This window comes from Acinetobacter sp. V91_7 (genome assembly GCF_031799075.1).
Lineage (GTDB): Bacteria > Pseudomonadota > Gammaproteobacteria > Pseudomonadales > Moraxellaceae > Acinetobacter > Acinetobacter calcoaceticus.
Window position 1 is genome coordinate 342050 of the sequence record NZ_JAVQNT010000043.1, and the last position, 23176, is coordinate 365225.

Below are 23176 nucleotides of genomic sequence, written 5' to 3' on the forward strand. Positions count from 1 at the left end.
AATAGTTGGTAAAGCAAGATGAAACGCTTAAAGTCCCTTGTCTCTGAACAAAGTCAAATGAAGCATCTTTCTGCCCGACTATTTCACCCAAAAACATTGGTTCTGTCACAAAGCACTCCCTATGAAGTCATTGGCGAGTTCAATCAAACCCGTATTCGCTATTACGCAGCAACACAAAAAAGATTTAAAGAGCCTTTAGTATTTGTTGCCCCACTCGCGATTAATATGGCGATATATGATTTATATCCTTATCGCTCTCTTATTAAATATTTCCAAAATGCTGGTTTCGATGTCTATTTGGTCGATTGGGGAAGTTTAAAGTTTAAAGATAGACATCTTAACTTTTTATCATTTATTGAAGATTTCATTCCTAAAGCGATAGAAATTGTCCGCACACATTCAGGAAGTGAACAAATCTCACTTCATGGATGGAGTATGGCTGGCATATTCGTCACTTTATATACTGCGCTTAACCAACCTAACTATATTAAAAACCTTATTGTTCTTGGTAGTCCAATAGATAGTTATGCATCTGGCTATATTGGCAAACTCTACCGAAACATGAATCATCTTATTGGTCGTAACAAAAAAATTCAGGACCGTATTTATTCTGGATTACCAAAACGTCTGATTCATAGTCCCGGAATTTTAAATTCATTAGGCTTTAAAATTCTTGATCCTAAAGGCTGGTTTGATGGGCATGTTCAATTGCTAAAAAATCTTGATGACCTGCAATTTGTACAAGAGCATGCAACCTTAAGTAGCTTTTTAAATAATATGATTGATTACCCAGGTGGGATTAATCAGGACATGTTGTTTAATGTCTGGCTGCAAAATCCACTAAAACGTGGCTTTATTCAATTAAAAGATAAGAAAATCGAATTAAAAAATATAGATTGCTCTCTCTTAGTTGGCGCGGGTCGTAGTGATCAGTTGGTGACTGCCGATGCTGCTTCTCCATTAAGTCAATTGACAAGCAGCCAAGATGTCACGTTTACTCTCATCCCCGGCGGTCATTTAGGCCTAATGTCGAGTCAGGCCAGTGCTCTGGAGTTTTGGCCACAACTGGCAAAATGGCTGACCGAACGTTCAACACAAATTTAAGGACAAGGTCATGAGTCAATCTGTTGCATTTATTGGTTTGGGTGCAATGGGCTACCGTATGGCAGCACATTTACCGAAACACTTTGATACTGTCTATGTATGGAATCGAAATTTCGAAAAGGCCAAACAACATGCAGCAGAATATGGCACAAAGGCTGCCCCACTAGAGCAAGCGGTACAAGCAGATATTATCTTTTCATGTTTACCGACAAGCAGTGACGTAGAAGCACTTATTAATGATGTACAAATTAAATCTGGGGCAATCTGGATAGACTGTACAAGTGGAGTCCCTGACTCTGCCCGCGCATTAGCAAGCTCATTAAAACAATTGAATGTTGATTTTCTGGATGCTCCAGTAAGCGGTCAAACAGTAGGTGCTGAAAATGCAACTTTGACTGTAATGGTGGGCGGTGATGCAGCGGCTTTCGAACGCGCATTACCGGCACTGCAAGTAGTAGGTAAATTAATTAAACATGTTGGTGAATCGGGTGCTGGTTTTGCTGTAAAAGCCGTTAATAATATGTTACTCGCAGTCAACCTTTGGTCTGTTGCAGAAGGTTTCAGTGCGCTCAAAGCACATGGTGTAAGCTTGAACGAAGCATTAGAGTGCATTAATGCCTCAAGTGGTAAAAGTTTGGTAACAGAAACTATATTCCCGCAGCGTGTATTGAGTCGTGAATTTCCAGTGACCTTTGGCTTACCTCTTCTGGCCAAAGATACAGGAATTGCTTTAGATTTAGTCCATCAAGCCAAGCTTCCTGCTCCACTTTTGTCATTAACACAAAGTTTAATTCAGGCTGCGAATTTAACTGCTGAAGACAATAGTGACTTCTCTGCGGCAGTTAAAATGTATGAAGCATGGACCAAGATTACATTGGAATAAATTTAATCTTTTAGATGGCAGCTTATTAAAGATGCTTAATTTTAATAAGCTGCATAATGAATATTAAAAAGACTTAAAAAAAACCCATTTCAATTTTAGAAATGGGTTACAAAACAAAAAACTATCAAACGCAGCAATTAAGGATCACATAATAGAAGCTAAAACATGTAAAATCAATACATCTTTCAGTTGAATTGTAAACTAAGATCAATTTTGGCTCATTTATATTTTAGATATCAAAAGAAAAAGCCCATTTCCGTCTAAATTAAAATGGGCCCTGTGAATTCCACTTAATCCTAAAATACAAAAATGTGATAATTATCACGCTTTGTATTTTTATAATGTCATTGATATATTTGTTTTTCATTGACCCAATTTCAAACTTAAGCCGTCTATTTAGCAAATGAAAAAGCTATAAAATCTCATCTTTTCCTACAATTTTTTATATATTATCAACCGAACCAGAAGTATATTTTTCTCTCTTTAATAACAGTTAAAGTAGATTAAAGCGAGAATCAAATTCTAAAAAATATATATAATTTTTCTTAAGTTTATGTTTTTATTTGATTTTTACAAACAGTTGATATATAAAGTTTTTATTTATATTGTGAACAAATTATCAACCAAAATGACACTTGAGTAATTAATAGTCATTGAAATATTGGTAATAAACCTTATATTGAGTACAGGTTCATACCTTTAACTGAGGAAACGCTCATGAATAAATTTATGGTTGCAGTCTTTACTGGCATGGTGAGCATTGCTGGTTTAAACGTTCAAGCTGCAACGCCTGAGCAAGAATGTCAGAAATTGCAAGACGATTATAATTTGATTTATGCATCAAAAGGCTTTTGTTTTAAAGATCCTGATGCAAAAGAAAAATATGGTAATGAAAACTGTCACACGACAAAACCAAAGTTTTCTGACAAAGAGCAACAACGTCTTGATGCTATTAAAGAGCGTCAGAAAGAACTGAAATGTAAATAATTTTTAAAGGAATAATACATGGCATACGATGATCAAAATATCTTCGCAAAAATTTTACGTGATGAACTTCCAGCGATAAAAATCTATGAAGATGATCAAGTTCTAGCTTTTATGGATATTATGCCTCAAGCCGATGGTCATACATTAGTTATTCCAAAAACACCTGCTGTAACGCTCCTTGATTTACCTCCAGAAGCAGCCGCATATACCATACAAATTGTTCAAAAAATTGCGAAAGCAATGGAAAAAGCCCTCAATTTAGAAGGTATTGTCTTGATGCAACTTTCTGGAGCAGCGGCAGGACAAACGGTTCCGCATGTTCATTTTCACCTTATTCCTACAAATGTGCATCAACTTGGACGCCATGCTATAGAGTTAGGTGACCAAGAAAAAATTAAAGGATTAGCTGAGAAAATTAAAGCAGCTCTTTGATTTTTAATTCATTAAAGCGGAGTTTTGACTCCGCTTTTTTTCGTCTAAAAACTATAAAAAATTAAAATAATTAATTTATTTCTAAATTTTAACCGTCATAAAACTGTCATTTATTTTTCACGCCCCTGTCACAAAGTTTGCCGATACTGCTTAGCAAGTTGGTGAGCTTTTGTAACTTTTTGTACATAAGTCAACTACAAAATAAATAGTTAACTAGGCATACGCCATTTTTAAATACTTTTTGGAGAAATCTCAATGAAGAAATTGCTACTCGCTGCCGCAGTTGCAACTTTGAGCATAAACGCGGTGCAAGCAGCGCCAACTTTGTATGGCAAACTGAATGTTTCTATTAACCAAGTTGACAATAAAAATTTCGATGGAAAAAGTGACGTTACTGAAGTTAACTCAAACTCTTCTCGCATTGGGGTAAAAGGCGAAGAGAAATTAACTGACAAGCTATCTGCTGTTTATTTAGCTGAATGGGCAATTTCTACTGATGGTTCAGGTTCAGATACTGATCTTAGCGCTCGTAACCGTTTTATCGGTTTAAAAACTGATGGTGTTGGTACATTAAAAGTAGGTAAGTACGATTCTTACTTCAAAACTGCTGCTGGTGGTAACCAAGACATCTTTAATGACGATACACGTTTAGATATTACCAACATCATGTACGGCGAAAACCGCTTAGACAACGTGATTGGTTTTGAATTAGACCCTAAATTATTAGCGGGTTTAACTTTCAATATCATGGCTCAAACTGGTGAAAGCACCTCAGATAGCAAACAAGGTGAAACTGGTAAAGACAGCAAAAATGACAGCTTTGACTCTGTGTCAACTGCGCTTGGTTATGAAAACAAAGACCTTGGCTTAGCAGTGGCTGCTGCTGGTGACTTCGGTATTAAAGGTAAATATGCTGCTTACGGTCTGAAAGATGTTTATACAGATGCTTACCGTGTAACGGGTTCTTATGACATCGCAAAATCAGGCTTTGTTGTAGGTGCTTTATGGCAACATGCTGAACCTACTGATGACTTGACTGCATATGGTCAAACATATAAATCAGATGGTGCAGTTGACAAAGCTGGTAAAGCATACCGCGGTTTAGAAGAAGAAGCTTATGCTGTTACAGCGGCTTATAAAATTCCAAATACTAAACTTAAAGTGAAAGCTGAATACGCTTCTGCTGAAACACAAGTAAGTGGTCAAGCAGATCGTAAAATTGATTTGTATGGCTTAGGTCTTGATTACCAAATCAACAAACAAGCTCGCTTCTACGGCATTGTTGCTCAGCAAAAACGCGACTGGCTAAATGATGACGACAAGCAAACTGTTGTTGGTACAGGTATCGAATATAATTTCTAATCAGTCATCTCTGATTTAATTATAAAAATAAAAGGGCTTATGCCCTTTTATTTTTATTGTATGGTGCGAAAAATAAAAAAGCCGATATCAATTTTATCGGCTTTTTTAACAACCTATATCTTATTTCAAGAAACCACTCACAAGATTCATCACATTTTGAATGTCCTGATTTGCTTCTTGAGGATTTGTACTATCACCCTGAGGTGTTAATGAGTCAATGACTTGAGGTAAGACTGAAGCAATTGCACCGTAAACTTGTTCTTTTGGAGCTTGAGCTTGCTCTGCAACTTGTTCAATGTCGGCTGGATTAAATAGACTTTGTAATTGCTGAGTAGGAACCTCACTATTGCTTTGATTTGGGTCAACCCAGCTTTGAACTTGGCTACCTAGACCTGCTCCTTTTAACTTTTCTAAAGCAGCTTGCAAACCACCTTGTTGCTGAACCCAACCTAAAATTAAAGGCACAACCGCAATTAATAAACTTTGTACACCACCACCTGCTTGAGGTGCATTATTATTGCCAGTCACTTGGCCTAATACAGAACCTAATACTCCACCAAGGCCCCCTTGAGTGCCAGAAGAAGTATTACCACCCATTTGTCCAAGTACTGAACCTAAAATTCCGCCCAAACCGCCTTGACCTGATGCTTGCTGGTTCCCACCTAATGCCTGCTTAGCCAAAACTTCAACAATGCTGCTTAAATTTGTCATATGTAACTCTTATGTATGGTTTATACATGAGCATACGCGGATTCTTGTTCAGACAGCAAAAACCAAATTGTTAAATTTTGAAAGAGATTTAATGCTCTTTTACCAACGGAATTTATTCCAGTTTTCTGGGTTTGCCCAAAACTTTGAATTAAACCAATCTGGAACATGTTTATAGGTCAATATATTAAATTGCCATAAAGCAAAATCACTATCATGCGAAGTCTTATCAATCAGTTGTGTGAAGCCTAGGGAACGTAATAACTGTTCATCACTTCGTTTGCTCACCACAACAATTCGTTTTGCTAATAAATCTCGTAGCTTTACTAATAATTGTGATTTTTGTACTTCAGTTATGTTCTGCATTTCATCAGTATCAAATAATACAAAACCCAAATCATAACGCTGAGTAAAAGGCAGACTTAAAAGCTCAGTTACGGTAAAATAGTGCCATTGAATTGCGTGATTCCGGTCAATTTTTTGGCCAATACAAAGTGCAGTATGAATGGGCTGTTCTTTTGATAAATCGTCTAGCATAGAAGCGATGACATTTTGTTCAGCCATGACTGCAACCCTTAATTGAAAGATGTGAGTTTAAACTTTATGGAACTACAAGGCATTTGCCATAAAATGCATGCAGGCCTAAAAGATGCTAGTGTAACTGATCAACAGACAACCAAGGCAAATGTTGAATACAAATTTGTATTAGACCGTTCAGAAATTGATCTTCCTTTTAATTTAGGACAAGAACTAGAGATCGAATGGACAGGTAATATTTATTGCACCTCTTGTGGCACTAAAACACCAAAATCTTATTCTCAAGGTCACTGCTTTAAATGTTTTAAAACGAAAGCGGAATGTGACCTCTGCATTATGAAACCAGAAACATGCCATTACCACTTAGGTACATGTCGTGAAGATGACTTTGCCCACAATGTTTGTTTTCAACCTCATATTGTTTATTTAGCAAATTCTAGCGCTTTGAAAGTTGGTATTACCCGTGTTAGTCATATGCCAGGTCGTTGGTTAGATCAAGGTGCAACTCAGGCCTTACCAATTATGAAAGTTGGATCACGTCGTTTATCGGGTCAGCTTGAAACAATGTTTGGTTCTTTAGTTGCTGACAAAACTGATTGGCGTAAACTCCTTAAAGGGGAAGCTGAACCTCTAAAACTAACTGAGCAACGTGATCAGTTAATCGAAGAGTTTGCGCCCAAAATTCAAACGATTCGTGAGGAATTTAGCCAAAATCTTGAATTTAACGAAACCGTTGAGTTATTAGAAGATGAGCTACCACGTGAGTTTGTTTACCCTGTTGAGCAGTACCCTGAAAAAATTAAGTCTCTAAATTTGGATAAAACTCCAAAAATTCGCGGCGTATTACAGGGTATTAAAGGTCAATATTTAATCTTTGATATTGGTGTTATTAATGTTCGTAAATATACGGGTTACGAGATCATTGTGCGTGCTTAAACTAAAATAGAAATAGGCATTCAGAAGAATGCCTATTTTTTAATTACTTTTCTAAAATTTTTAAAATTGCCTGTACTGGATCTTCTGTATTTCCAGAAATAAGCTGTTTATGCATGGTTAAATGTTGCATCACTTGAATTTGTGCCCTTTCAACATTCATCAATTTTTCTATTTCAGCTGCTAAATTTTCTGGCGTTGCATCTGCTTGAATCAACTCTTCAATCACTTTTTTACCAGCAATAATATTTGGTAAAGAATAATAAGGAATTTTCACCAAAAACTTAGCAATTAAATAAGTTAACCAATGCAACTTATAAAAAGTGACCATAGGTCTATGCATTAACATTGCTTCTAATGTTGCAGTTCCAGAAGCTAAAGCAATGATGTCACTTGCATTCATGACCATACGGCCAACTTTTGATTCAGCGTCTGTATTTTCTAAAATATGAATTGCAGCTTTTAAATGAGGTGCTAATTGTTCAACACCCTGCTCAATCTGTTGTTTACGTGCATCGTTAATTGCAGGAATCAAAAATTGAATATCTGGATATTTGGTATGCAAAATATTGGCAGCGCCCAGCAACATAGGAAGAAGTCGCTCTACTTCACCTTTACGGCTACCTGGCAACAAAGCAATATGTTTTTGATTCTCATCAAGACCTAATTGCCCTTTTGCAATTTGAATTGGATTTTCAAGTGGTAATTGTTTCGCTAATGGATGGCCTACAAATGCCGCCGGAACTTCATATCGCTCATAGAAGACTTTTTCAAAAGGAAATAAACAAAGAACTAGATCTATACTCTGTTTAATGCCATGAACACGCCCCTGACGCCATGCCCAAACCGAAGGACTCACATATTGAACTGTTTTTATTGGAAGATTTTTTTCTTTAATACTTTTTGAAAGTCTGAGGTTAAAATCTGGCGCATCAATACCAATAAAAATATCAACGGGATGCTCAGTCCATTGGTTAATTAAGCCATCACGTACCGCAAATAGTTTTTTTAGGTCTTTTAATACTTCAACAATCCCCATTACCGACAAAGTTTCCATCGGGTAATAGCTTTTAAAACCTTCAGCAATCATTTGAGGTCCACCTATTCCCTCAAATTCAGCATCGATTCCCTGCTCACGAAAACTACGCATGAGCTTAACACCAAGCGTATCTCCTGAAACTTCCCCAACTACAATGCCTATTTTAAGTTTTCGGTTTGCCAAGGCGATTTACCCAAGAATTTGAAATAATACATTCTAGCATAGAGGTTTATCAATCTTGAACTTGATCGATACATACTCACGGAAAGTAGCTAAGGTGCTTGGCTATCTAAAATTACATTCACTTACTATTTTTTAATCTAAATTAACAATGCAATTTGAATTGTAGCTTACATTCACAAACAATAAAATAAATGAGAATTATTTACATTATCTTTACTCTTATGAATATCCCACCTCGACCATTTAAGCTATCAGTCATCGCCTGCGCGATTTGTTATGCAAACCTCACTTATGCTCAAGATACAGCTGCTGTGCAAGCTTTACAGACCATTCAAGTTAAAGCCACAAGTGCTGAGCAGTCTTCTGAACAGACCAAAGCATACAATGTTAAAAACTCAAGTAGCGCAACCAAGCTTAATATTGAGGCTAAAGAAACTCCTCAAACTATTAACGTAGTCACTCGTCAGCAAATGGAAGATTTTGGGCTTACCAGTACGAGAGATGTTCTAAAAAATACTCCAGGAGTAACTGTAAGCAATCAGGAAACCGAACGTACTTCGTACATGGCTCGTGGTTTTGAGATTTCAAATATTTTGACTGACGGCGTAGGCTTTCCCCTCTCAGGTTATAACTACAACAACACTAACCCTGATACCTACTTTTACGATCGTGTAGAAATAGTTAAAGGTGCAGACTCTTTGACTAACGCATTTGGTGACCCAAGTGCAACGATCAACAATATTCGTAAGCGACCAACTCAAGAGTTCCAAGCAAGTGGCGGTGTAAGTTATGGTTCTTGGGATACGCAGCGTTATGAAGCTGAAGTATCAGGCTCAATTACCCCTAGTGGAAAAGTACGTGGCCGTATCATGGGCTATGAGCAAACTGGCGATTCTTACATTGACCGATATTCTTCAGAAAAAAATGGTTTCGCAGGTATTGTTGAAGCTGACTTAACAGATACTACTTTACTCACCGCAGGCTATAGCCAAGAACAAAATAAACCGAATGCAAATAACTGGGGTGCTCTGCCCTTACTCGATGCAAATGGCAAGCAAATTTCGTACGACCGCTCATATAACCCTAACCCCGATTGGGCACATTGGGATAATGAAACACAAAATGCTTTTGTCGAATTAAAGCAAAAAATTAATGAGCAATGGGCAGCGAAGCTAACCTATAACTATCTTGATACTAAGCACAATAGTCGCCTCCTTTACTATTATGGTTATCCAAAAGCTGATGGTTCAGGGGTATCTTTAACTCCTTGGGGAGGTCAAGAACATCAAGAGAAACATGCAGTAGATTTTAACCTCGAAGGAACCTATAAACTTTTTAACAGAGAACATGAAGCAACTCTCGGTTATAGCTATGTGCGAAGTCGTCAGCAAGATAAACAATCTACAGGAACGATTAACGATAGTAATGTTATCAATTCGACAACTACAGACTGGGCAAGCTGGACACCTCAATCTATAACTTGGTCAGATTTCACAGAAGCGGCTAACTATACGCAAAACATTGACTCGATCTATGCCGCGACGCGCTTACACCTCAATGAAGATTTAAAAGTTTTACTTGGTGCAAACTATGTCAGAGCTGAGAGTAAAGGTGAAAGCTATGGCTCACCAATGTCATATAGCGAAAGTAAAGTCTCACCCTATGTTGGACTCACCTATAACTTCACACCTGAATATACAGGTTATATGAGTTATACCTCTATTTTCCGCCCGCAAACCGGTATTGATAAAGACACGAATCAGGCTTTAAAACCTATTGACGGTAAAAGCTATGAAATGGGTGTAAAAAGCTCGTGGCTAGATGACCGTTTAACAGGCACACTTTCAGTCTTTAAAACTGAGCAGAATAATTATCCATTACGTAACTCTGATGGAAATCCACTTAACAGAAAAGTACCAACCAGTGATTTAGAGTCACAAGGTGTAGAAGTCGGCCTATCAGGTCAAATCACAGATAATGTGAATCTTTCTTTCGGCTACGCTCAATTTAGTATTAAAGATATTAAGAATGGTGGTGAGGCAAGAACTTATAATCCGAACCAGACACTTAATTTGCTAACGACCTATACGCCGTCAGTTTTACCTAAGCTGAAAGTTGGGGCAGGCTTACAATGGCAAGATGGTGTAAAGCTATATGACTCAACTGTAAACAGTACTATCACACAAGATGCTTATGCCTTAGTCAACTTAATGGCGAGCTATGAAGTAAATAAACATATTACGCTTCAAGCAAATGGCAATAACATTTTCGATAAGAAGTATCTATATAGCTTCCCTGATGGCCAAGGATTTTATGGTCCTTCTGCCAACTATACAGTTGCTGTAAAGTTTAAATATTAATATCGTAGCCAATCCTAATTTAGGGATTGGCTTTTCTTATTACTCTTTGTTTATGTGTCATTAAAGATGTCCAAAACTGTAAATCTCCCTGTGTCATATCGCATAAAAGTTTTCTATCGATTCTTGCTGGTTTTCGGTATAGGTTTTGCCTGTATGGTGTATTTAAGTCTTGGACTCACTGGAATTCTCCTTTTGACCTTAGACAAAGCTGAAGCTATCTATCTCGCATCATTTATAGCAATTCTATTTTACGTAGTGTTCGTGATTATAGGTTTTTGCATTCAATCACTTTTGAAACTCACTGGGCTATCAGTCGTTCTATGTGCCCTTTTCTTTTTTGCAACGCGTATGGTGGGTTATGCATAAAGGTATACGTCAATCTATGGCATGGCTACACTCATGGACTGGCTTAATTTTTGGATGGCTCGTATTTGCCATTTTCTTAATGGGAAGTTTGTCCTATTACCGCCACGAAATTAATTTATGGATGCAACCTCCACTTGCGCAATATGAAGTAAAGCAAGATATTGCTATTAAAACAGCCTATCAATACTTACAAGACCATGCTCCAGATGCCAAATCTTGGTATTTAAATGTTGCAACACCTGAGAGTCCGGTAAATACCATGTATTGGGAAAAACCAGACGGGGGTTATGGAAATGCAACTCTGGATGCAAACACAGGCCAAGAGCTTAAACTTTCGGCAACGCTAGGCGGCGATTTTTTTTACCGATTCCACTACCAACTTTTTGGTATTCCAATATTCATCGGGCGATTATTAGTCTGTATCGCGGCATTTATTATGTTGATTGCTTTGGTTTCAGGCATTATTACCCATAAAAAAATATTCACCGACTTTTTTACTTTGCGTACATTTAAGTCTCAGCGTTCATGGTTAGACTTTCATAATATTTCTTCGGTGATTGCCCTGCCTTTCTTTTTAACCATTACATTTACAGGCCTAGCCATCTTCTTTTATTTATATCTGCCTTGGGGAATGCAAAAGCTTTATCCTGAAAATCCATATCAATATTTTACCGAAATACGTACAAAGACTGTGCTTGAGAACCAATCGATACAGCCAGCTCAGAACTTATCTATCGAAAAGTTATTAAACCAAGTGCAACAACGTTGGGGAAATCAAACTTTATCGACAATTAGTGTAAAAAATCCAAATACCAATCAGGCGCAAATTACCTTTATTCAAAATGAAGACCATTCAATTACCCGTAATCAGGCTCAAATTACATTGAATGCTTCAACTGGCAAAGTCTTAGCAGACACACGTAATAATAGTGCTATTGCAACGCTGAATGCGGGTGTCTACGGTCTACACATGGCAACATTTGCCCAGCCTTTACTTCGCCTAGGTTTGTTCTTTTCTGGCATTTTAGGCTGTGTCATGATTGCCTCTGGTTTGTTACTCTGGAGCCTTAAACGGCAAATTCAAAATAAAAATAGTAAATTTCACTTTGGACACTATTTAGTTGACCGTTTAAATGTCGCAACTTTTGTAGGATTGCCGTGTGCAACTATTGCCTATTTAAGTGCGAATCGATTATTTACAGTCACTTCAACCACGATCAATTATGAAATTTATAGCTTTTTCTTGGTCTGGCTAATCAGCTTAATCATTGCTTTAGTCACTAAAAAACAATATTTATGGCGAACTCAACTTAGTATTTTTATTCTGTTTTGTATGGCGCTTCCGGTCTTAAATTTAATTTATTTGCTCAAACATGATTATGTTGAAAGCTTCAACAATTATTGGGTCTTTGCACGTATAGATGTATTTTTGTGGATATTTGCAGGCTTAGCGATTTTTATATTCTGCAAAATTCAACCTATTCAGCATAAAGCTGTAGAAAAAATTCAAAAGAAGCTGAATAAATTAAATACTGAGGTGAGCTCATGATCTTTATAGCTTTCATCTTAATTTTATTAGGAATGTATTTGTTATTTATGGCGAGTGAAAAATATCGATCTCCAAAATCAACAGGCCATTTCAAATCATTAGCTCAAAAATATTACCAGCACTTTAAGATAGCTGCATTCATATTGTTTGTTTTATGCGCATATCTTCTGATTCGACATTATAATTTTTCAATTGGTTTTGTCAGTTGGTGGATATTTGCCACGCCGTTAACTTTTGGTCTCATCCTTCTACTTAACCCATTAAAACCATCAAAATAATCTTAGATCCTAATAATTTGATGAAAAATAGCTCAAGCTAAGCAATATTTTGATTGCTTAGCTTTTTTTTGCATAAGTAAATCATTATTCATGACAACTGTTTATCTCTAAAAGGAATAAGATATGGGCGTTTCGTGATAAGTGGCGATAAAGATGTCTGGTGCTTTTGAATTTATCTTGGCAGGTATGTTAGTTGGTTTCTGTGTAGGGATTACAGGAGTTGGTGGTGGATCATTAATGACACCAATTTTAATTAGTCTTTTTAGAATTGAACCGCATATCGCAATTGGTACCGATTTACTTTACGCCGCAATTTCAAAGTTCTGTGGATCAATGGTTCATGCCAGAAAACTCAATATTGTCTGGCCTATTGTTTTATGGCTTGCAGTGGGTAGTATTCCAGCATCTTTCGTTACCTCATGGGTACTTGAACATTATTTAAGTCAGTCAACTCACTATAAAGCTGTGTTAACCATGGTTTTAGGTTTTATGCTAACACTGACTGGTGTTTCAATTATCTTTCGTTCTCGTATTGAAAAATTCTTCAATAAATTCAGAAATAAAGAAGTAACCCAAACAGAAAATGAGCAATTGGCTATTCACCATAAACGCCTCTACATCATTATTATGGGTATTATTTTAGGCGTATTCGTAACGCTTTCATCTGTCGGCGCTGGTGCATTTGGCATTATGGCACTCGTGATCATGTTCCCTAACTTGCCAATGATTCGAATTATTGGTTCAGATGTGGTACATGCGGTATTGCTTACTTTAGTGGCCGGCCTCGGACACATGAGTGCTGGTAACGTCGACTTTACGCTTCTTATGTGGTTATTGGTGGGTTCGATTCCAGCAATTATTGTAGGTACGCTCATTAGTTCCCGCATGCCTGAACGTTTAATCCGAAAAATTTTAGGGATTACCCTATTTGCTCTCGGTGTTAATTTTATGGTTAACCCGGTCAAAGCAAAACCAAAAGCCCCTGTGGTACAACAACAAGCAGTTATTGCTGAAAAAACAAGCAATCCAACTGAAAGATAGCAAAATCAATAAGATTTTTCCAAACTGAAATACCATGAGATGTAGGATTTTCATAATTATTTCATGGTATATTCAGTACACAAAACAACCTTTAGTATGATCGAACCAGTGACAGCAATGAATACAAATTCAAAATCCGTTTCCAAGCCCGATATCGACGACGTTAATATTAAAAGCATTCAAACTCTTGTAACACCAGCTGAGCTTAAATCAGAGTTGCCTTTATCTGATGTTGCTTCACAAACCGTTCTAAAAGGTCGCGAAACTATTCGTAATATCTTAGATGGTTCAGATAAACGTTTGTTTGTCGTTATTGGTCCTTGCTCTATTCACGACCCGAAAGCTGCTCACGAATATGCCGATCGCTTAAAAGTGCTAAGCGAAAAAGTTAAAGATTCATTGTATTTAGTTATGCGTGTTTATTTTGAAAAACCACGTACGACAATTGGTTGGAAAGGTCTAATCAATGACCCTGATATGAATGACTCTTTTAATATTGAAAAAGGTTTACGTATTGGTCGTAAACTCTTGCTTGAGTTAAATGAAAAAGGTTTGCCATGTGCAACTGAAGCACTTGACCCTAACTCTCCACAATACTACCAAGACTTAATTTCATGGTCTGCAATTGGTGCACGTACAACCGAGAGCCAAACTCACCGTGAAATGTCTTCTGGTCTATCATCACCAGTTGGTTTTAAAAATGGTACAGACGGCGGTTTAACTGTTGCCACCAATGCCATGCAGTCTGTTAAATATGGTCATAGCTTCTTAGGCCTTAACGAAGACGGTCAAGTTTCAATTATTAATACAAATGGTAACCCTTATGCACACGTTGTATTACGTGGTGGTAATGGTAAGCCTAACTATGATGCTGGCTCTGTTGAAGAAGCAGAAAATGCTTTAGCGAAAGCAAAAGTTAGCAATAAAATCATGATTGATGCGAGTCACGCGAACTCAAATAAAGACCCGTACTTACAGCCACTTGTTCTTAAAAATATTACTGAACAAATTTTAGATGGTAATAAGTCAATTGTTGGTCTTATGGTTGAAAGTCATTTAAAAGGCGGCCGCCAAGATATTCCTGAAAACCTTTGTGACCTAGAATATGGTAAATCAGTGACTGATGGCTGTATTGACTGGGAAACCACTGAAAAAACATTGCTTGAAATGCATGAAGCTTTAAAAGACGTTTTACCAAATCGTTAATCCATCTTTTAAGCATTAAAATAAAAAGCCCTCATTTTTGAGGGCTTTTTATTTTAATGAAATTTCTAGATAAGCCGTAATAGGGTTTAAAAGTTTTATTATTTATAAATAAAAATAGCTTACGATAAAAGCAAAAAGCAGCACAGTTTCACTAAGCTCAATCGCAGCCCCTACAGTGTCCCCTGTAATACCATCAATACGTTTTATAAACAGATGTCTTAAATAAACAAGGCTCATTAAAAAGCCAATCACGGCAATTAGACCTTGCCATCCCCAATATAAAGGTAGCAGCAAAACTAACCCAGTTATTATCCAAGACGCTGTTTTAGGTAAATGATCAGTCAAAGAACGACCTAAACCTTTTTCACGGACATACGGCGTAGTTAAAAATAAAATTGATGGCACAAGGCGCCCAAGAGCAGGAACCAATATTAAAAATAGCGTTTGATGTTGTTCAATCAGTACATAGACCAGTGCGAACTTGAGCAGACATATAAGAACTAAACTCAGTACTCCAATTGGGCCACAACTTGGATCCTTCATAATTTGTAAAGTACGTAGCTTGTCTCCAAAACCACCTACCCACGCATCTGCCGTATCTGCCAGCCCATCCAAATGCAAACCGCCTGTTAGCCAAATCCATAAAGTCATTATGATGGCGGCAAGTAGAAGAATTGGTAATTTTGCGAACAAACATGCAATAAGAAAAAGGATGCCACCAATAATGAGTCCAATCAATGGATAAAACAAAATAGCTCGACCATTTTGTTGCGCCGTAGGCATTGTCTTTAAGTCGATCGGCAGAACAGTTAAAAATTGCAATGCGATCCAAAATGGTGTCATGTCCAAATCTCTAACTGATCTATATTTAAAAAACAGTTTGAATTATGAAGAAATAAAAATGGGAATAGCAATCCCTATTCCCATTAAAGACTTCAGAAAACTGAAAATCTATTGTATTTGATAGCACTGTTTCAATTTTATGTAGTCGTAGTAGAAACTGGTTGGGCTATAGCGCGCATAGTTACATGCAGACTTAAACAAAGTTTCTTTTTCGTTATAAAGCATTTTTACCAAAGTATTGCCTTGGCCATTTTGATAAATATCCCACTGTACATTGGCAGCCATAGGTGAAACCACTTCTCCACGCCATGTGCTTGTTGAATAGTTATAAGTCTGGCGTAGAGGTAGAGGCTGCATCATATTATGCAGATCTAAGCTGGTCGCTAGAGGAATAATAATTTCAGCATGGGCAAAACGTAAAACCGCTTTGTAAGGTTGGGCTTTATTCACAACAGCATCAACTTGTTGGAACATATCTTGTTTTAAGCCTTGTGCAATTTCACTCGTGACTAGATTTGACTCTGTGAAACTTGGGCCTTTTTCGTAAAAATCATTGGCATCATTAAATTCAGCATAGAATTTTGCGGCTTCAACAGGCATATACTTATCAAAATCGATACCTTTTAGCTCATCTTTCATACCACCAGAAATCGAATAGAGCTCATACACATAAGCTGCTGCATCAACTGCACTGGCGATAGTGTTTTTACCCTTACCTTTTTCTGTAATTTGCTCACCTTTTGGCGAAGTTACGGTAAAAGACCCTGTATTACTAAAGCTATAACCTGCTGTACCCAATTTTTTAATAAAGTCTGCTTTAAAAATCGGGTTGAGTACAGTCTGAGCAGTTTTTTCAGCTTGAGTATTTTTTGATAACTCATCTAACTTTTGGGCTAAGTCATTATTATTTTCTTCAAAATCTTGATAGGCCTGACTTGCATCATAAATTTTCTGCTGACTAGTACTGAGTGGCTGTGTTAAGTCTTCATCTGCATTCAAGCTATGGAAATAAAGTTTAAAACGGTCAACTCCGCCATCTATAACACTTGGAATGCTTGCACTCGATAAACTGGTATAAGAAGTTGGAACAATTTTATCTTTAAGTTGTGGTTGTTGTTTAATAAGTTCAGTAGTGAAAAATTTAGCACTATCTACCGCACGATCGACACCTGAACTTTGAACCAATATACCCGCTTGCGGATTTAAAAGATTGGGTAAGCGTTGTAATAACCGATCTGCAATACCACGGTGCTCCAAAATACCCGTCATGGTTTCATTCCCATAACCATACTGGCGAATGCCTTCGACTCCATAACCTAACAGAATATTGGCTTTCATCATTGCTTCTAAATCAGCACCTAATTGTTCACCTAACGGCGTTAAGGCATTTTCTGCTTTTGCCTGCTTCCATAAATTATAAAGTGCTAAATCATATTTGAGACTTGATAAACCTCTTGAACCATGACGCGCCACTAACTCTGTAAAAACTGGCTGGAATCCATTTGGTGCCTGTTCATAGCTTTTTAAATCTTGTTGTGGTTGGTAAGGCGTTTTGGTTTGATAATACTTTGATTGAGTTGTAGGTGGTGTCGTTGGTTGATCATCTTGATCGTCATTATTGTTGCAGGCCACAAGCAATAATGACGCAGCAAGCATCGTCGTTTTAAATAAAATATTCATAAGTCTGATAATTTATTAATAAGAAATGCCCATAGCTTAATTTTTAGCAATGACAGTACGATTACATGACTTCAAATATCTTTATAAAAATAATAACTTACAAGTGTATAAAAATATAAATTTGCTATCTCAGCATAAAAGTTAATTGACCATCCATTTCAGAAAATTCGAGGGAATATAATTTCCCAAGCTCCGCTGGCATTTTAAGTAAATCATCTAAAGGCTGTTGTTGGGCTAAACAAGCTAATAATTTAATTACGCCCCCATGGGTAACAACTAAAGCATGTTGCCAGTTTTGTTTTTGCATCTCTACAAGTAGTTCCTGAAAGCCTTTAAGAACCCTTGTTTGAAATTGCATTAATGTTTCTGCCCCAGGCGGGCAATATTGACTCGGTTTTTGCCAAAAATTTGCCAGTAATTCTGGTGAAGTTTCATAAATTTGCTGAGTTGAAATTCCTTCCCAGTCTCCAAAGAACATTTCTTTTAAATCATGATTTAAAAGCAAAGGCAGTTCAGTTGTTTTAGCAAGTTGCTCTGCAAAACATGCACAGCGTTTTAACGAAGAACTTACAATCACATTCCATGTCTGGTTTGTGTCTTGCTCAATGGTTGACTGCATTTGCTGCCAACCTTTTGGTGTTAGGTCATCATCTAAATGGCCACGTAAAGTATGGCTAAACTGACTTTCTCCATGTCTGAGTAAATCAATTTTCAATTTACTCAATTTTGTCTCCACTTACAGCAGCTTGAGCAAAGGTAGCCATTTGATTATGTAATGCGCACGCCATTTTAACTAATGCCAAAGCAGCTGCTGCTCCACTACCTTCACCTAAACGCAAATTCATCTTTAAAATTGGCTCGGCATTGAGTTCTTGCAAGATACGTCGGTGACCATATTCTGCCGATTGATGACCAAATAACATCCAGTCACGTACTTTAGGGTTCATTCGTACCGCACATAAAGCAGCTACCGAACTAATAAAGCCATCCACAATTACAGGTAAGCCAATTTGAGCACATCGAATATAAGCACCGGTTATAGCCGCAATTTCCAGACCGCCTACAGCACTTAGGGTTTTAAAGGCATCCCCAATCACATGTTGGTAGTGACGCTCTATTGCCTGCTCAATCACTTCAATTTTATGTCTTAACTGATCGGCACCAATTCCTGTACCTACGCCAGTTAATTGCTCAGCCGTATCATTTAATAAAAGACATGCTAAGGCAGAAGCAGAACAGGTATTTCCAATTCCCATTTCACCCGCAATATAAATATCTGCGCCGTCGGCTTTGGCTGTATCTACGCTCTTTTTCCCCAACTCTAAAGCAGCACGACATTCTTCAGCATTCATTGCCACTTGTTTGGCAAAATTTGCCGTCCCAGCACGAATACAATGACGTTCAACACCGACATATTCGTATGCTTCGCCTACTGTGCCACAATCAATGACTTGCAAATGAGCTTGATGATATTTAGCAATTACACTAATTGCTGCACCACCAGTTGTGAAGTTTTGCAACATTTGGCGTGTGACAGCTTGAGGATATGCAGAGATATTTTCTTCAACCACGCCATGATCGCCAGCAAAAACTGTGATCCACGGATAGTTAACTTGAGGATGAGCGTTGGACTGTAAACTGGCAAGTGTAATTGCAATCTGCTCTAAATCACCTAAGGCACCTGTAGGTTTTGTGAGTTGGAGTTGATGTTGCTCAGCATGTTGTTTTGCTTCCAGATTAGGTTGCTGTACAGATTCTATCCACCAGTTCATTTTATTTCTCACCTTTTAAAATCATTGGAAAACCAGCCACACAAAACATAACTTTATCTGCAATTTGTCCTAGAGCTTGATGCAGTCTTCCTGCTTCATCTACAAAACGACGGCTAATCTCGCCTAACGGCACAACACCCAGACCAGTTTCATTACTGACTAAAATTATTTCTGATTGGAGCTTAGGTAAAACGTCTATTAGTTGCTCACATTCAAACTCTTGAACGTTCTGATCATCTAAAAGTAATAAATTCGTTAGCCAGAGCGTTAAACAATCCACCAGAATGATTTGATTAGGTCGATCAATTTTTTGCAAAGTTTTTGCCAAAAATAATGGCTCTTCGATCAACGACCAGTGAGCTGGACGCTGATTTTGATGGTGTGCAATTCGGTTTTGCATTTCTGGATCAAGCGCTTGCGCCGTCGCGACATAAGTCACAGCTAATTGCGTAGCTATTGCCGTTTGTTCAGCCAGTCGACTTTTACCAGAACGAGCACCACCCAAAATTAGTTGCAACATGAATCACCTAAAAATAAATGCTGATATGGATATAACTTACCTTGTAAAGTTTGAGCCTGGTAATAACCAAACGTCAAATGCTCAATTTTAAGTTCAAATTCAGCGTGCTTATATTGTACAGGTAATTCAGAAATTTTTTGTAAAATCAAATCACTATTATAATTTTCTCTATATAGACCTAAGGTAATGTGTGGGCAATAATCTAAAGCTGCAATTTCATTAGAAACTGTGCCTAACTCTTGTCGTATTAGAGATAAGATATTTTCGGTATCTTGGATTTCTACAAATAAAGCACTACTAAAGCTATCAACTGAACCAATTTTTAATTCAAATGATGCAAAATTCTTTTTTCTTAAAATTTCTCTCTGTTGCTCAAACTTACTAAAACTAAAATCATCTTTATAAAGTTTAGATTCATCAGTCAAAAAACCACATATAAACAATGTGACATGATATTGGCGGCTATTGGGTTCTAACATAAAATCTGAAAAATGCGCGCGCAATCCATCTAAATAATCAACTAATTTTTGATCATTAATTTCCAGATACCATAAGGCATAATTTTGACGCCCAAGGTGCCATTCCGGATAGTCCCGTAAAGAAGTTGGCACCATGGATGTCGAAGGTTTTAGCAGCACAGCTTTAATTCAAAATGATTCAATTTTTGTATTAAAGCATGTTTGCCTTTTAGTTGTAGAGTCTTAATTCATTGAACGAATTTAAGCATATTGAGTATGTGTAGTTTTGGAGTTAATAATATTCATGTCCCAAGGTTGCTTACCTTGTTCAGAAAATAAATATTGAATTAATTGTGTCAACTCAACTTCCAGCTGTCTTTTCTGAACTGTACTCATGTCCAAGTTCTGAATTTGCTGCTGTAAATGTTTAAACACATCAGTCTCATCAATTTCTAAAAATTGAATTGCATAGGCATAACCTAAAGCAGCACCTTTTAATAAGTTTTTATAGGGTAAATCATGACCTATATTCACCACAATTGAAGCTATTACCCGTTCATTGTGACCCAGTTTACGTAGCGGATCTCGCGCCACACGCTGACACGGATCTTTAAATGCATATTCACATGAATCTAGAAAACTCTGTGCGAGTCGATCTAGATCTTTTGCATAGTTAGGTAATACGATTGCAAGTCCTTGCTTTACTTCTGTAATTAAATTCTCTGCAAATGCTTTAACAGAGCTATCGCCCATGGCAACACCAATAGAATCATAACCTAGTAAAGATGCATACCAAGCAAGCATCGCATGTACGCCGTTCCACAGTCGGTTTTTGATTAATTGAATATCTGTAATTTGCTCAACCAACACAACTTGGCGCAATTTTTCGAGTAAAGGGCTACCTTTTTCTACATAAATTGGCATATCAGTTTCGCTATGGAACAAGATTAGATCCATGCTTTGTAGTATATGTCCTGGCTGAAAATTACGACGCATGTTATCTACATATAAAGAGGCCTGATTTTGCTGATCTTGAGTCAGTTTATTGCAATCTTCAATTTCGACCTGCTCTTCATGCTCTACATCAGATAAATGCTGTTCAAGAAAATGATGCTTAATGCGAAGCTGACGATATAGATTTTGATTAGACAATTTTGAAACCATACGGTTTACAACGGTGTCACAGAAGTAATGTTCTTTTAAAATATGCTCCGTCACGTCCTCATCATTAGTTAGTTCTAAAAGTGCTTCTCTAAGATGCTTCATCACCAAATATTTTGCGCCAACTTTATTTAAAATAATTAAAAAAGTTAACGGTTCTATACATGTTTCGAGTGCCGAGTTAAAACGAGCGTATAAACCTTTTGCAATCGTTTTTGACTCAACTTCAATAGCTTGTTCAGGCAAACATAGTGCAATCAAACTTGAATGAGTATACATCTCTAACATTTGCTGTTCATTGTCAGAATCAACAATTGTCATATTTTCAATACGTTCATCATACGAAAACTGTCCATAGCGAATGCTATAAGTTCCAAACGCATTTACAGCTTCACGGAATAGACTATTACGTGTAGAGGCAATAATACGTCTTGGTTTTGTGTATCCATCCCAGTGTGACAAGATTTGCGCTATATATCCGCCGCCAATAGCACCAAAACCGTGTATGCCAACGGTAAGTTGATTTAGGCTTTGCGGAAAAGACTCTTGTCCTTGTGGCATATCCATAACAGGAATAAATTGGTCGAGATCTGTTAAGAAGTCATACATCTGATCGTAATAAAAATCGGCTTTTGCCAACATTTCATCATTCGGTTCTTTAATATCTTTTAATAAAATTGTTAGACCTTCCGATGAGTGAGCTGACGTTAAGCCATTTTCAGAATCTTCAAACATTAAACATTGGTTAGCATCTAAATGAAGCTGACTTGCTGCTTTAAGAAATATTTCAGGATGAGGCTTTCCATTTTGTACTTCATCCCCACAAGTAATTACATCAAAAAATTTATAAACATTCGCGTTAATTAAATATTCTTCGGCAATTGCTCTACGACTTGAAGTCGCCACAGCCATTCTTAAACCTGATTTTCTTAAACGTTCTAAAACTTGAACCAAACCTTTCTTAATAGGTACGCCGTGTTTTCGTATATGTTCAAGCTCCATCTCATCGGCTCTTTTTCGTATCTCTTTATATGGAACATTCACACCATACAAACGTTGAGCCAATTGTTCAGCAGTAGTTGCACTTAAACCTAAACATTGCATTAAATATTCGTGTGAAAATTCCTGTCCAATGAGTTCTTGAGATGCTTGTTGCAATGTTTGAAACCGTAACCTCTCAGTATCAAACATTGTCCCATCCATATCAAAAATTGCTCCATGAACAGGTTTTCCATGAAAAATAAGCACGCTTTTACCTCTTTTTTGATCATGTTTTATTCAGGGTATACAAAAAATTGGCTAAAAAGGCAGGATGTTAATAAATGAAACACTAGTGATCATTTTTTAATCAAAAATATAAGTAATCTGTTACTGAGCAGAGCTAAAACTCTAAAAAGGTTGAACAATATAAATAAGTATGAAACTAACTTTAAATACAAGAGTAGCAAGCCATCCTCGCTTGCTACTCTTGGTTTATTCTTTTTATTGCGCTGATAGTATTTATTTTTCTTAGTTCCATTTACCGCTGCTTGAACCCGCATATTTTTATAATGTCTCGCAGGTGTCACATACCAGATATCAACTCGCCTTTTGCTGTTCTTCTTATTTGAGCTTCTGGTATAACTCTAAATTCATTAGAAAATGAGCATAAACTTAGAACGTGAGCTTTATATTACAATCAATCTCCTCCCCCTTATCGGGACTAGGACTACATCGCCATTAACAGTAATGATAATCATTTTCATTTAATGGTTCAAGCTTTTTTGCAATTATT

The 23176-nt window shown here is 37.1% G+C and carries 22 protein-coding genes; 12 read left to right on the plus strand and 10 right to left on the minus strand.

All coding sequences use genetic code 11. From position 1 onward, the window contains the following. Positions 1 to 18: 18 nt before the first annotated feature. From RMB03_RS16500 to RMB03_RS16520, 5 genes are all read left to right on the plus strand, one after another. Positions 19 to 1104, plus strand: coding sequence for an alpha/beta fold hydrolase (locus RMB03_RS16500; protein WP_005040948.1), 1086 nt, complete (start codon positions 19 to 21; stop codon positions 1102 to 1104). Between the two features lie 10 nt (positions 1105 to 1114). Next, positions 1115 to 1987, plus strand: a complete 873-nt coding sequence (locus RMB03_RS16505; protein WP_311076965.1) for an NAD(P)-dependent oxidoreductase — start codon at positions 1115 to 1117, stop codon at positions 1985 to 1987. A 717-nt stretch (positions 1988 to 2704) separates the two neighbouring features. Continuing rightward, a complete protein-coding gene (locus tag RMB03_RS16510; RefSeq protein ID WP_003651599.1) occupies positions 2705 to 2974 on the plus strand; it encodes a YARHG domain-containing protein in 270 nt (89 codons plus the stop codon). Positions 2975 to 2992: 18 nt separating this feature from the next. After that, on the plus strand, positions 2993 to 3406 hold the full coding sequence (locus tag RMB03_RS16515) for an HIT family protein (RefSeq protein WP_003651598.1): 414 nt from the start codon (positions 2993 to 2995) through the stop codon (positions 3404 to 3406). A gap of 255 nt (positions 3407 to 3661) precedes the next feature. After that, positions 3662 to 4768: a porin gene (locus RMB03_RS16520; protein ID WP_281833634.1), complete on the plus strand. Its 1107-nt coding sequence runs from the start codon at positions 3662 to 3664 to the stop codon at positions 4766 to 4768. A gap of 120 nt (positions 4769 to 4888) precedes the next feature. On the opposite strand, the gene RMB03_RS16525 is transcribed toward RMB03_RS16520, so the two are convergent. After that, positions 4889 to 5479: a YidB family protein gene (locus tag RMB03_RS16525; protein ID WP_003651596.1), complete on the minus strand. Its 591-nt coding sequence runs from the start codon at positions 5477 to 5479 to the stop codon at positions 4889 to 4891. Positions 5480 to 5578: 99 nt separating this feature from the next. Then, entirely contained in the window at positions 5579 to 6040 is a 462-nt protein-coding gene (locus RMB03_RS16530) for a DUF6231 family protein (RefSeq protein WP_311076966.1), read from the minus strand. Between the two features lie 39 nt (positions 6041 to 6079). Between RMB03_RS16530 and RMB03_RS16535 the strand changes: the two genes are divergently transcribed. Then, entirely contained in the window at positions 6080 to 6949 is an 870-nt protein-coding gene (locus RMB03_RS16535) for a DUF2797 domain-containing protein (protein ID WP_005040959.1), read from the plus strand. 43 nt (positions 6950 to 6992) lie between these two features. On the opposite strand, the gene lpxB is transcribed toward RMB03_RS16535, so the two are convergent. Next, positions 6993 to 8168: a lipid-A-disaccharide synthase gene (lpxB, locus tag RMB03_RS16540; RefSeq protein ID WP_311076967.1), complete on the minus strand. Its 1176-nt coding sequence runs from the start codon at positions 8166 to 8168 to the stop codon at positions 6993 to 6995. 221 nt (positions 8169 to 8389) lie between these two features. On the opposite strand from lpxB, the gene RMB03_RS16545 reads away from it, so the two are divergent. The 6 genes from RMB03_RS16545 (at position 8390) to RMB03_RS16570 (ending at position 14968) form a co-directional block, all read left to right on the plus strand. Beyond that, the gene (locus RMB03_RS16545) at positions 8390 to 10528 is read left to right on the plus strand and encodes a TonB-dependent siderophore receptor (protein WP_205469327.1); all 2139 of its coding nucleotides are present in this window, start codon (positions 8390 to 8392) and stop codon (positions 10526 to 10528) included. A gap of 66 nt (positions 10529 to 10594) precedes the next feature. After that, positions 10595 to 10894, plus strand: a complete 300-nt coding sequence (locus RMB03_RS16550) for a hypothetical protein (protein ID WP_311076968.1) — start codon at positions 10595 to 10597, stop codon at positions 10892 to 10894. Then, a complete protein-coding gene (locus tag RMB03_RS16555) occupies positions 10887 to 12443 on the plus strand; it encodes a PepSY-associated TM helix domain-containing protein (RefSeq protein WP_311076969.1) in 1557 nt (518 codons plus the stop codon). The genes RMB03_RS16550 and RMB03_RS16555 overlap by 8 nt, the downstream gene beginning before the upstream one ends. Next, on the plus strand, positions 12440 to 12721 hold the full coding sequence (locus RMB03_RS16560) for a hypothetical protein (RefSeq protein WP_003651588.1): 282 nt from the start codon (positions 12440 to 12442) through the stop codon (positions 12719 to 12721). Before RMB03_RS16555 ends, RMB03_RS16560 begins: the two co-directional genes overlap by 4 nt. A 153-nt stretch (positions 12722 to 12874) precedes the next feature. Further along, entirely contained in the window at positions 12875 to 13762 is an 888-nt protein-coding gene (locus RMB03_RS16565) for a sulfite exporter TauE/SafE family protein (RefSeq protein ID WP_198495894.1), read from the plus strand. 117 nt (positions 13763 to 13879) lie between these two features. Then, complete coding sequence (locus tag RMB03_RS16570) at positions 13880 to 14968, plus strand: 3-deoxy-7-phosphoheptulonate synthase (protein WP_045432956.1); 1089 nt, start codon at positions 13880 to 13882, stop codon at positions 14966 to 14968. A 102-nt stretch (positions 14969 to 15070) separates the two neighbouring features. Here RMB03_RS16570 and RMB03_RS16575 read toward each other — a convergent pair whose 3' ends face one another. From RMB03_RS16575 to mtlD, 7 genes are all read right to left on the minus strand, one after another. Next, positions 15071 to 15811, minus strand: coding sequence for an adenosylcobinamide-GDP ribazoletransferase (locus tag RMB03_RS16575; protein WP_311076970.1), 741 nt, complete (start codon positions 15809 to 15811; stop codon positions 15071 to 15073). 108 nt (positions 15812 to 15919) lie between these two features. Beyond that, the gene (locus RMB03_RS16580) at positions 15920 to 17491 is read right to left on the minus strand and encodes a histidine-type phosphatase (protein ID WP_311076971.1); all 1572 of its coding nucleotides are present in this window, start codon (positions 17489 to 17491) and stop codon (positions 15920 to 15922) included. A 124-nt stretch (positions 17492 to 17615) separates the two neighbouring features. Then, positions 17616 to 18215, minus strand: a complete 600-nt coding sequence (locus RMB03_RS16585; protein ID WP_311076972.1) for a histidine phosphatase family protein — start codon at positions 18213 to 18215, stop codon at positions 17616 to 17618. Then, a complete protein-coding gene (gene cobT / locus RMB03_RS16590) occupies positions 18208 to 19263 on the minus strand; it encodes a nicotinate-nucleotide--dimethylbenzimidazole phosphoribosyltransferase (RefSeq protein ID WP_311076973.1) in 1056 nt (351 codons plus the stop codon). The genes RMB03_RS16585 and cobT overlap by 8 nt, the downstream gene beginning before the upstream one ends. Position 19264: 1 nt before the next feature. Beyond that, positions 19265 to 19783, minus strand: coding sequence for a bifunctional adenosylcobinamide kinase/adenosylcobinamide-phosphate guanylyltransferase (gene cobU / locus RMB03_RS16595; RefSeq protein ID WP_311076974.1), 519 nt, complete (start codon positions 19781 to 19783; stop codon positions 19265 to 19267). Next, positions 19771 to 20397 carry a 2'-5' RNA ligase family protein gene (locus RMB03_RS16600; RefSeq protein WP_311076975.1) on the minus strand — a complete coding sequence of 209 codons (627 nt, stop codon included), beginning with the start codon at positions 20395 to 20397 and terminating at the stop codon, positions 19771 to 19773. The genes cobU and RMB03_RS16600 overlap by 13 nt, the downstream gene beginning before the upstream one ends. A 105-nt stretch (positions 20398 to 20502) precedes the next feature. Beyond that, positions 20503 to 22650 carry a bifunctional mannitol-1-phosphate dehydrogenase/phosphatase gene (gene mtlD / locus RMB03_RS16605; protein WP_311076976.1) on the minus strand — a complete coding sequence of 716 codons (2148 nt, stop codon included), beginning with the start codon at positions 22648 to 22650 and terminating at the stop codon, positions 20503 to 20505. Positions 22651 to 23176 lie beyond the last annotated feature (526 nt).

Coding starts and splice junctions, on each gene's coding strand:
- RMB03_RS16550 (WP_311076968.1), top strand. CDS start 10,595: ATGTCCAAAACTGTAAATCTCCCTGTGTCATATCGCATAAAAGTTTTC.
- RMB03_RS16560 (WP_003651588.1), top strand. CDS start 12,440: ATGATCTTTATAGCTTTCATCTTAATTTTATTAGGAATGTATTTGTTA.
- RMB03_RS16600 (WP_311076975.1), bottom strand. CDS start 20,397: ATGGTGCCAACTTCTTTACGGGACTATCCGGAATGGCACCTTGGGCGT.
- RMB03_RS16580 (WP_311076971.1), bottom strand. CDS start 17,491: ATGAATATTTTATTTAAAACGACGATGCTTGCTGCGTCATTATTGCTT.
- RMB03_RS16575 (WP_311076970.1), bottom strand. CDS start 15,811: ATGACACCATTTTGGATCGCATTGCAATTTTTAACTGTTCTGCCGATC.
- RMB03_RS16525 (WP_003651596.1), bottom strand. CDS start 5,479: ATGACAAATTTAAGCAGCATTGTTGAAGTTTTGGCTAAGCAGGCATTA.
- cobT (WP_311076973.1), bottom strand. CDS start 19,263: ATGAACTGGTGGATAGAATCTGTACAGCAACCTAATCTGGAAGCAAAA.
- RMB03_RS16545 (WP_205469327.1), top strand. CDS start 8,390: ATGAATATCCCACCTCGACCATTTAAGCTATCAGTCATCGCCTGCGCG.
- RMB03_RS16515 (WP_003651598.1), top strand. CDS start 2,993: ATGGCATACGATGATCAAAATATCTTCGCAAAAATTTTACGTGATGAA.
- RMB03_RS16535 (WP_005040959.1), top strand. CDS start 6,080: ATGGAACTACAAGGCATTTGCCATAAAATGCATGCAGGCCTAAAAGAT.
- RMB03_RS16565 (WP_198495894.1), top strand. CDS start 12,875: ATGTCTGGTGCTTTTGAATTTATCTTGGCAGGTATGTTAGTTGGTTTC.
- RMB03_RS16505 (WP_311076965.1), top strand. CDS start 1,115: ATGAGTCAATCTGTTGCATTTATTGGTTTGGGTGCAATGGGCTACCGT.
- RMB03_RS16500 (WP_005040948.1), top strand. CDS start 19: ATGAAACGCTTAAAGTCCCTTGTCTCTGAACAAAGTCAAATGAAGCAT.
- RMB03_RS16530 (WP_311076966.1), bottom strand. CDS start 6,040: ATGGCTGAACAAAATGTCATCGCTTCTATGCTAGACGATTTATCAAAA.
- cobU (WP_311076974.1), bottom strand. CDS start 19,783: ATGTTGCAACTAATTTTGGGTGGTGCTCGTTCTGGTAAAAGTCGACTG.
- RMB03_RS16520 (WP_281833634.1), top strand. CDS start 3,662: ATGAAGAAATTGCTACTCGCTGCCGCAGTTGCAACTTTGAGCATAAAC.
- RMB03_RS16570 (WP_045432956.1), top strand. CDS start 13,880: ATGAATACAAATTCAAAATCCGTTTCCAAGCCCGATATCGACGACGTT.
- RMB03_RS16510 (WP_003651599.1), top strand. CDS start 2,705: ATGAATAAATTTATGGTTGCAGTCTTTACTGGCATGGTGAGCATTGCT.
- RMB03_RS16555 (WP_311076969.1), top strand. CDS start 10,887: ATGCATAAAGGTATACGTCAATCTATGGCATGGCTACACTCATGGACT.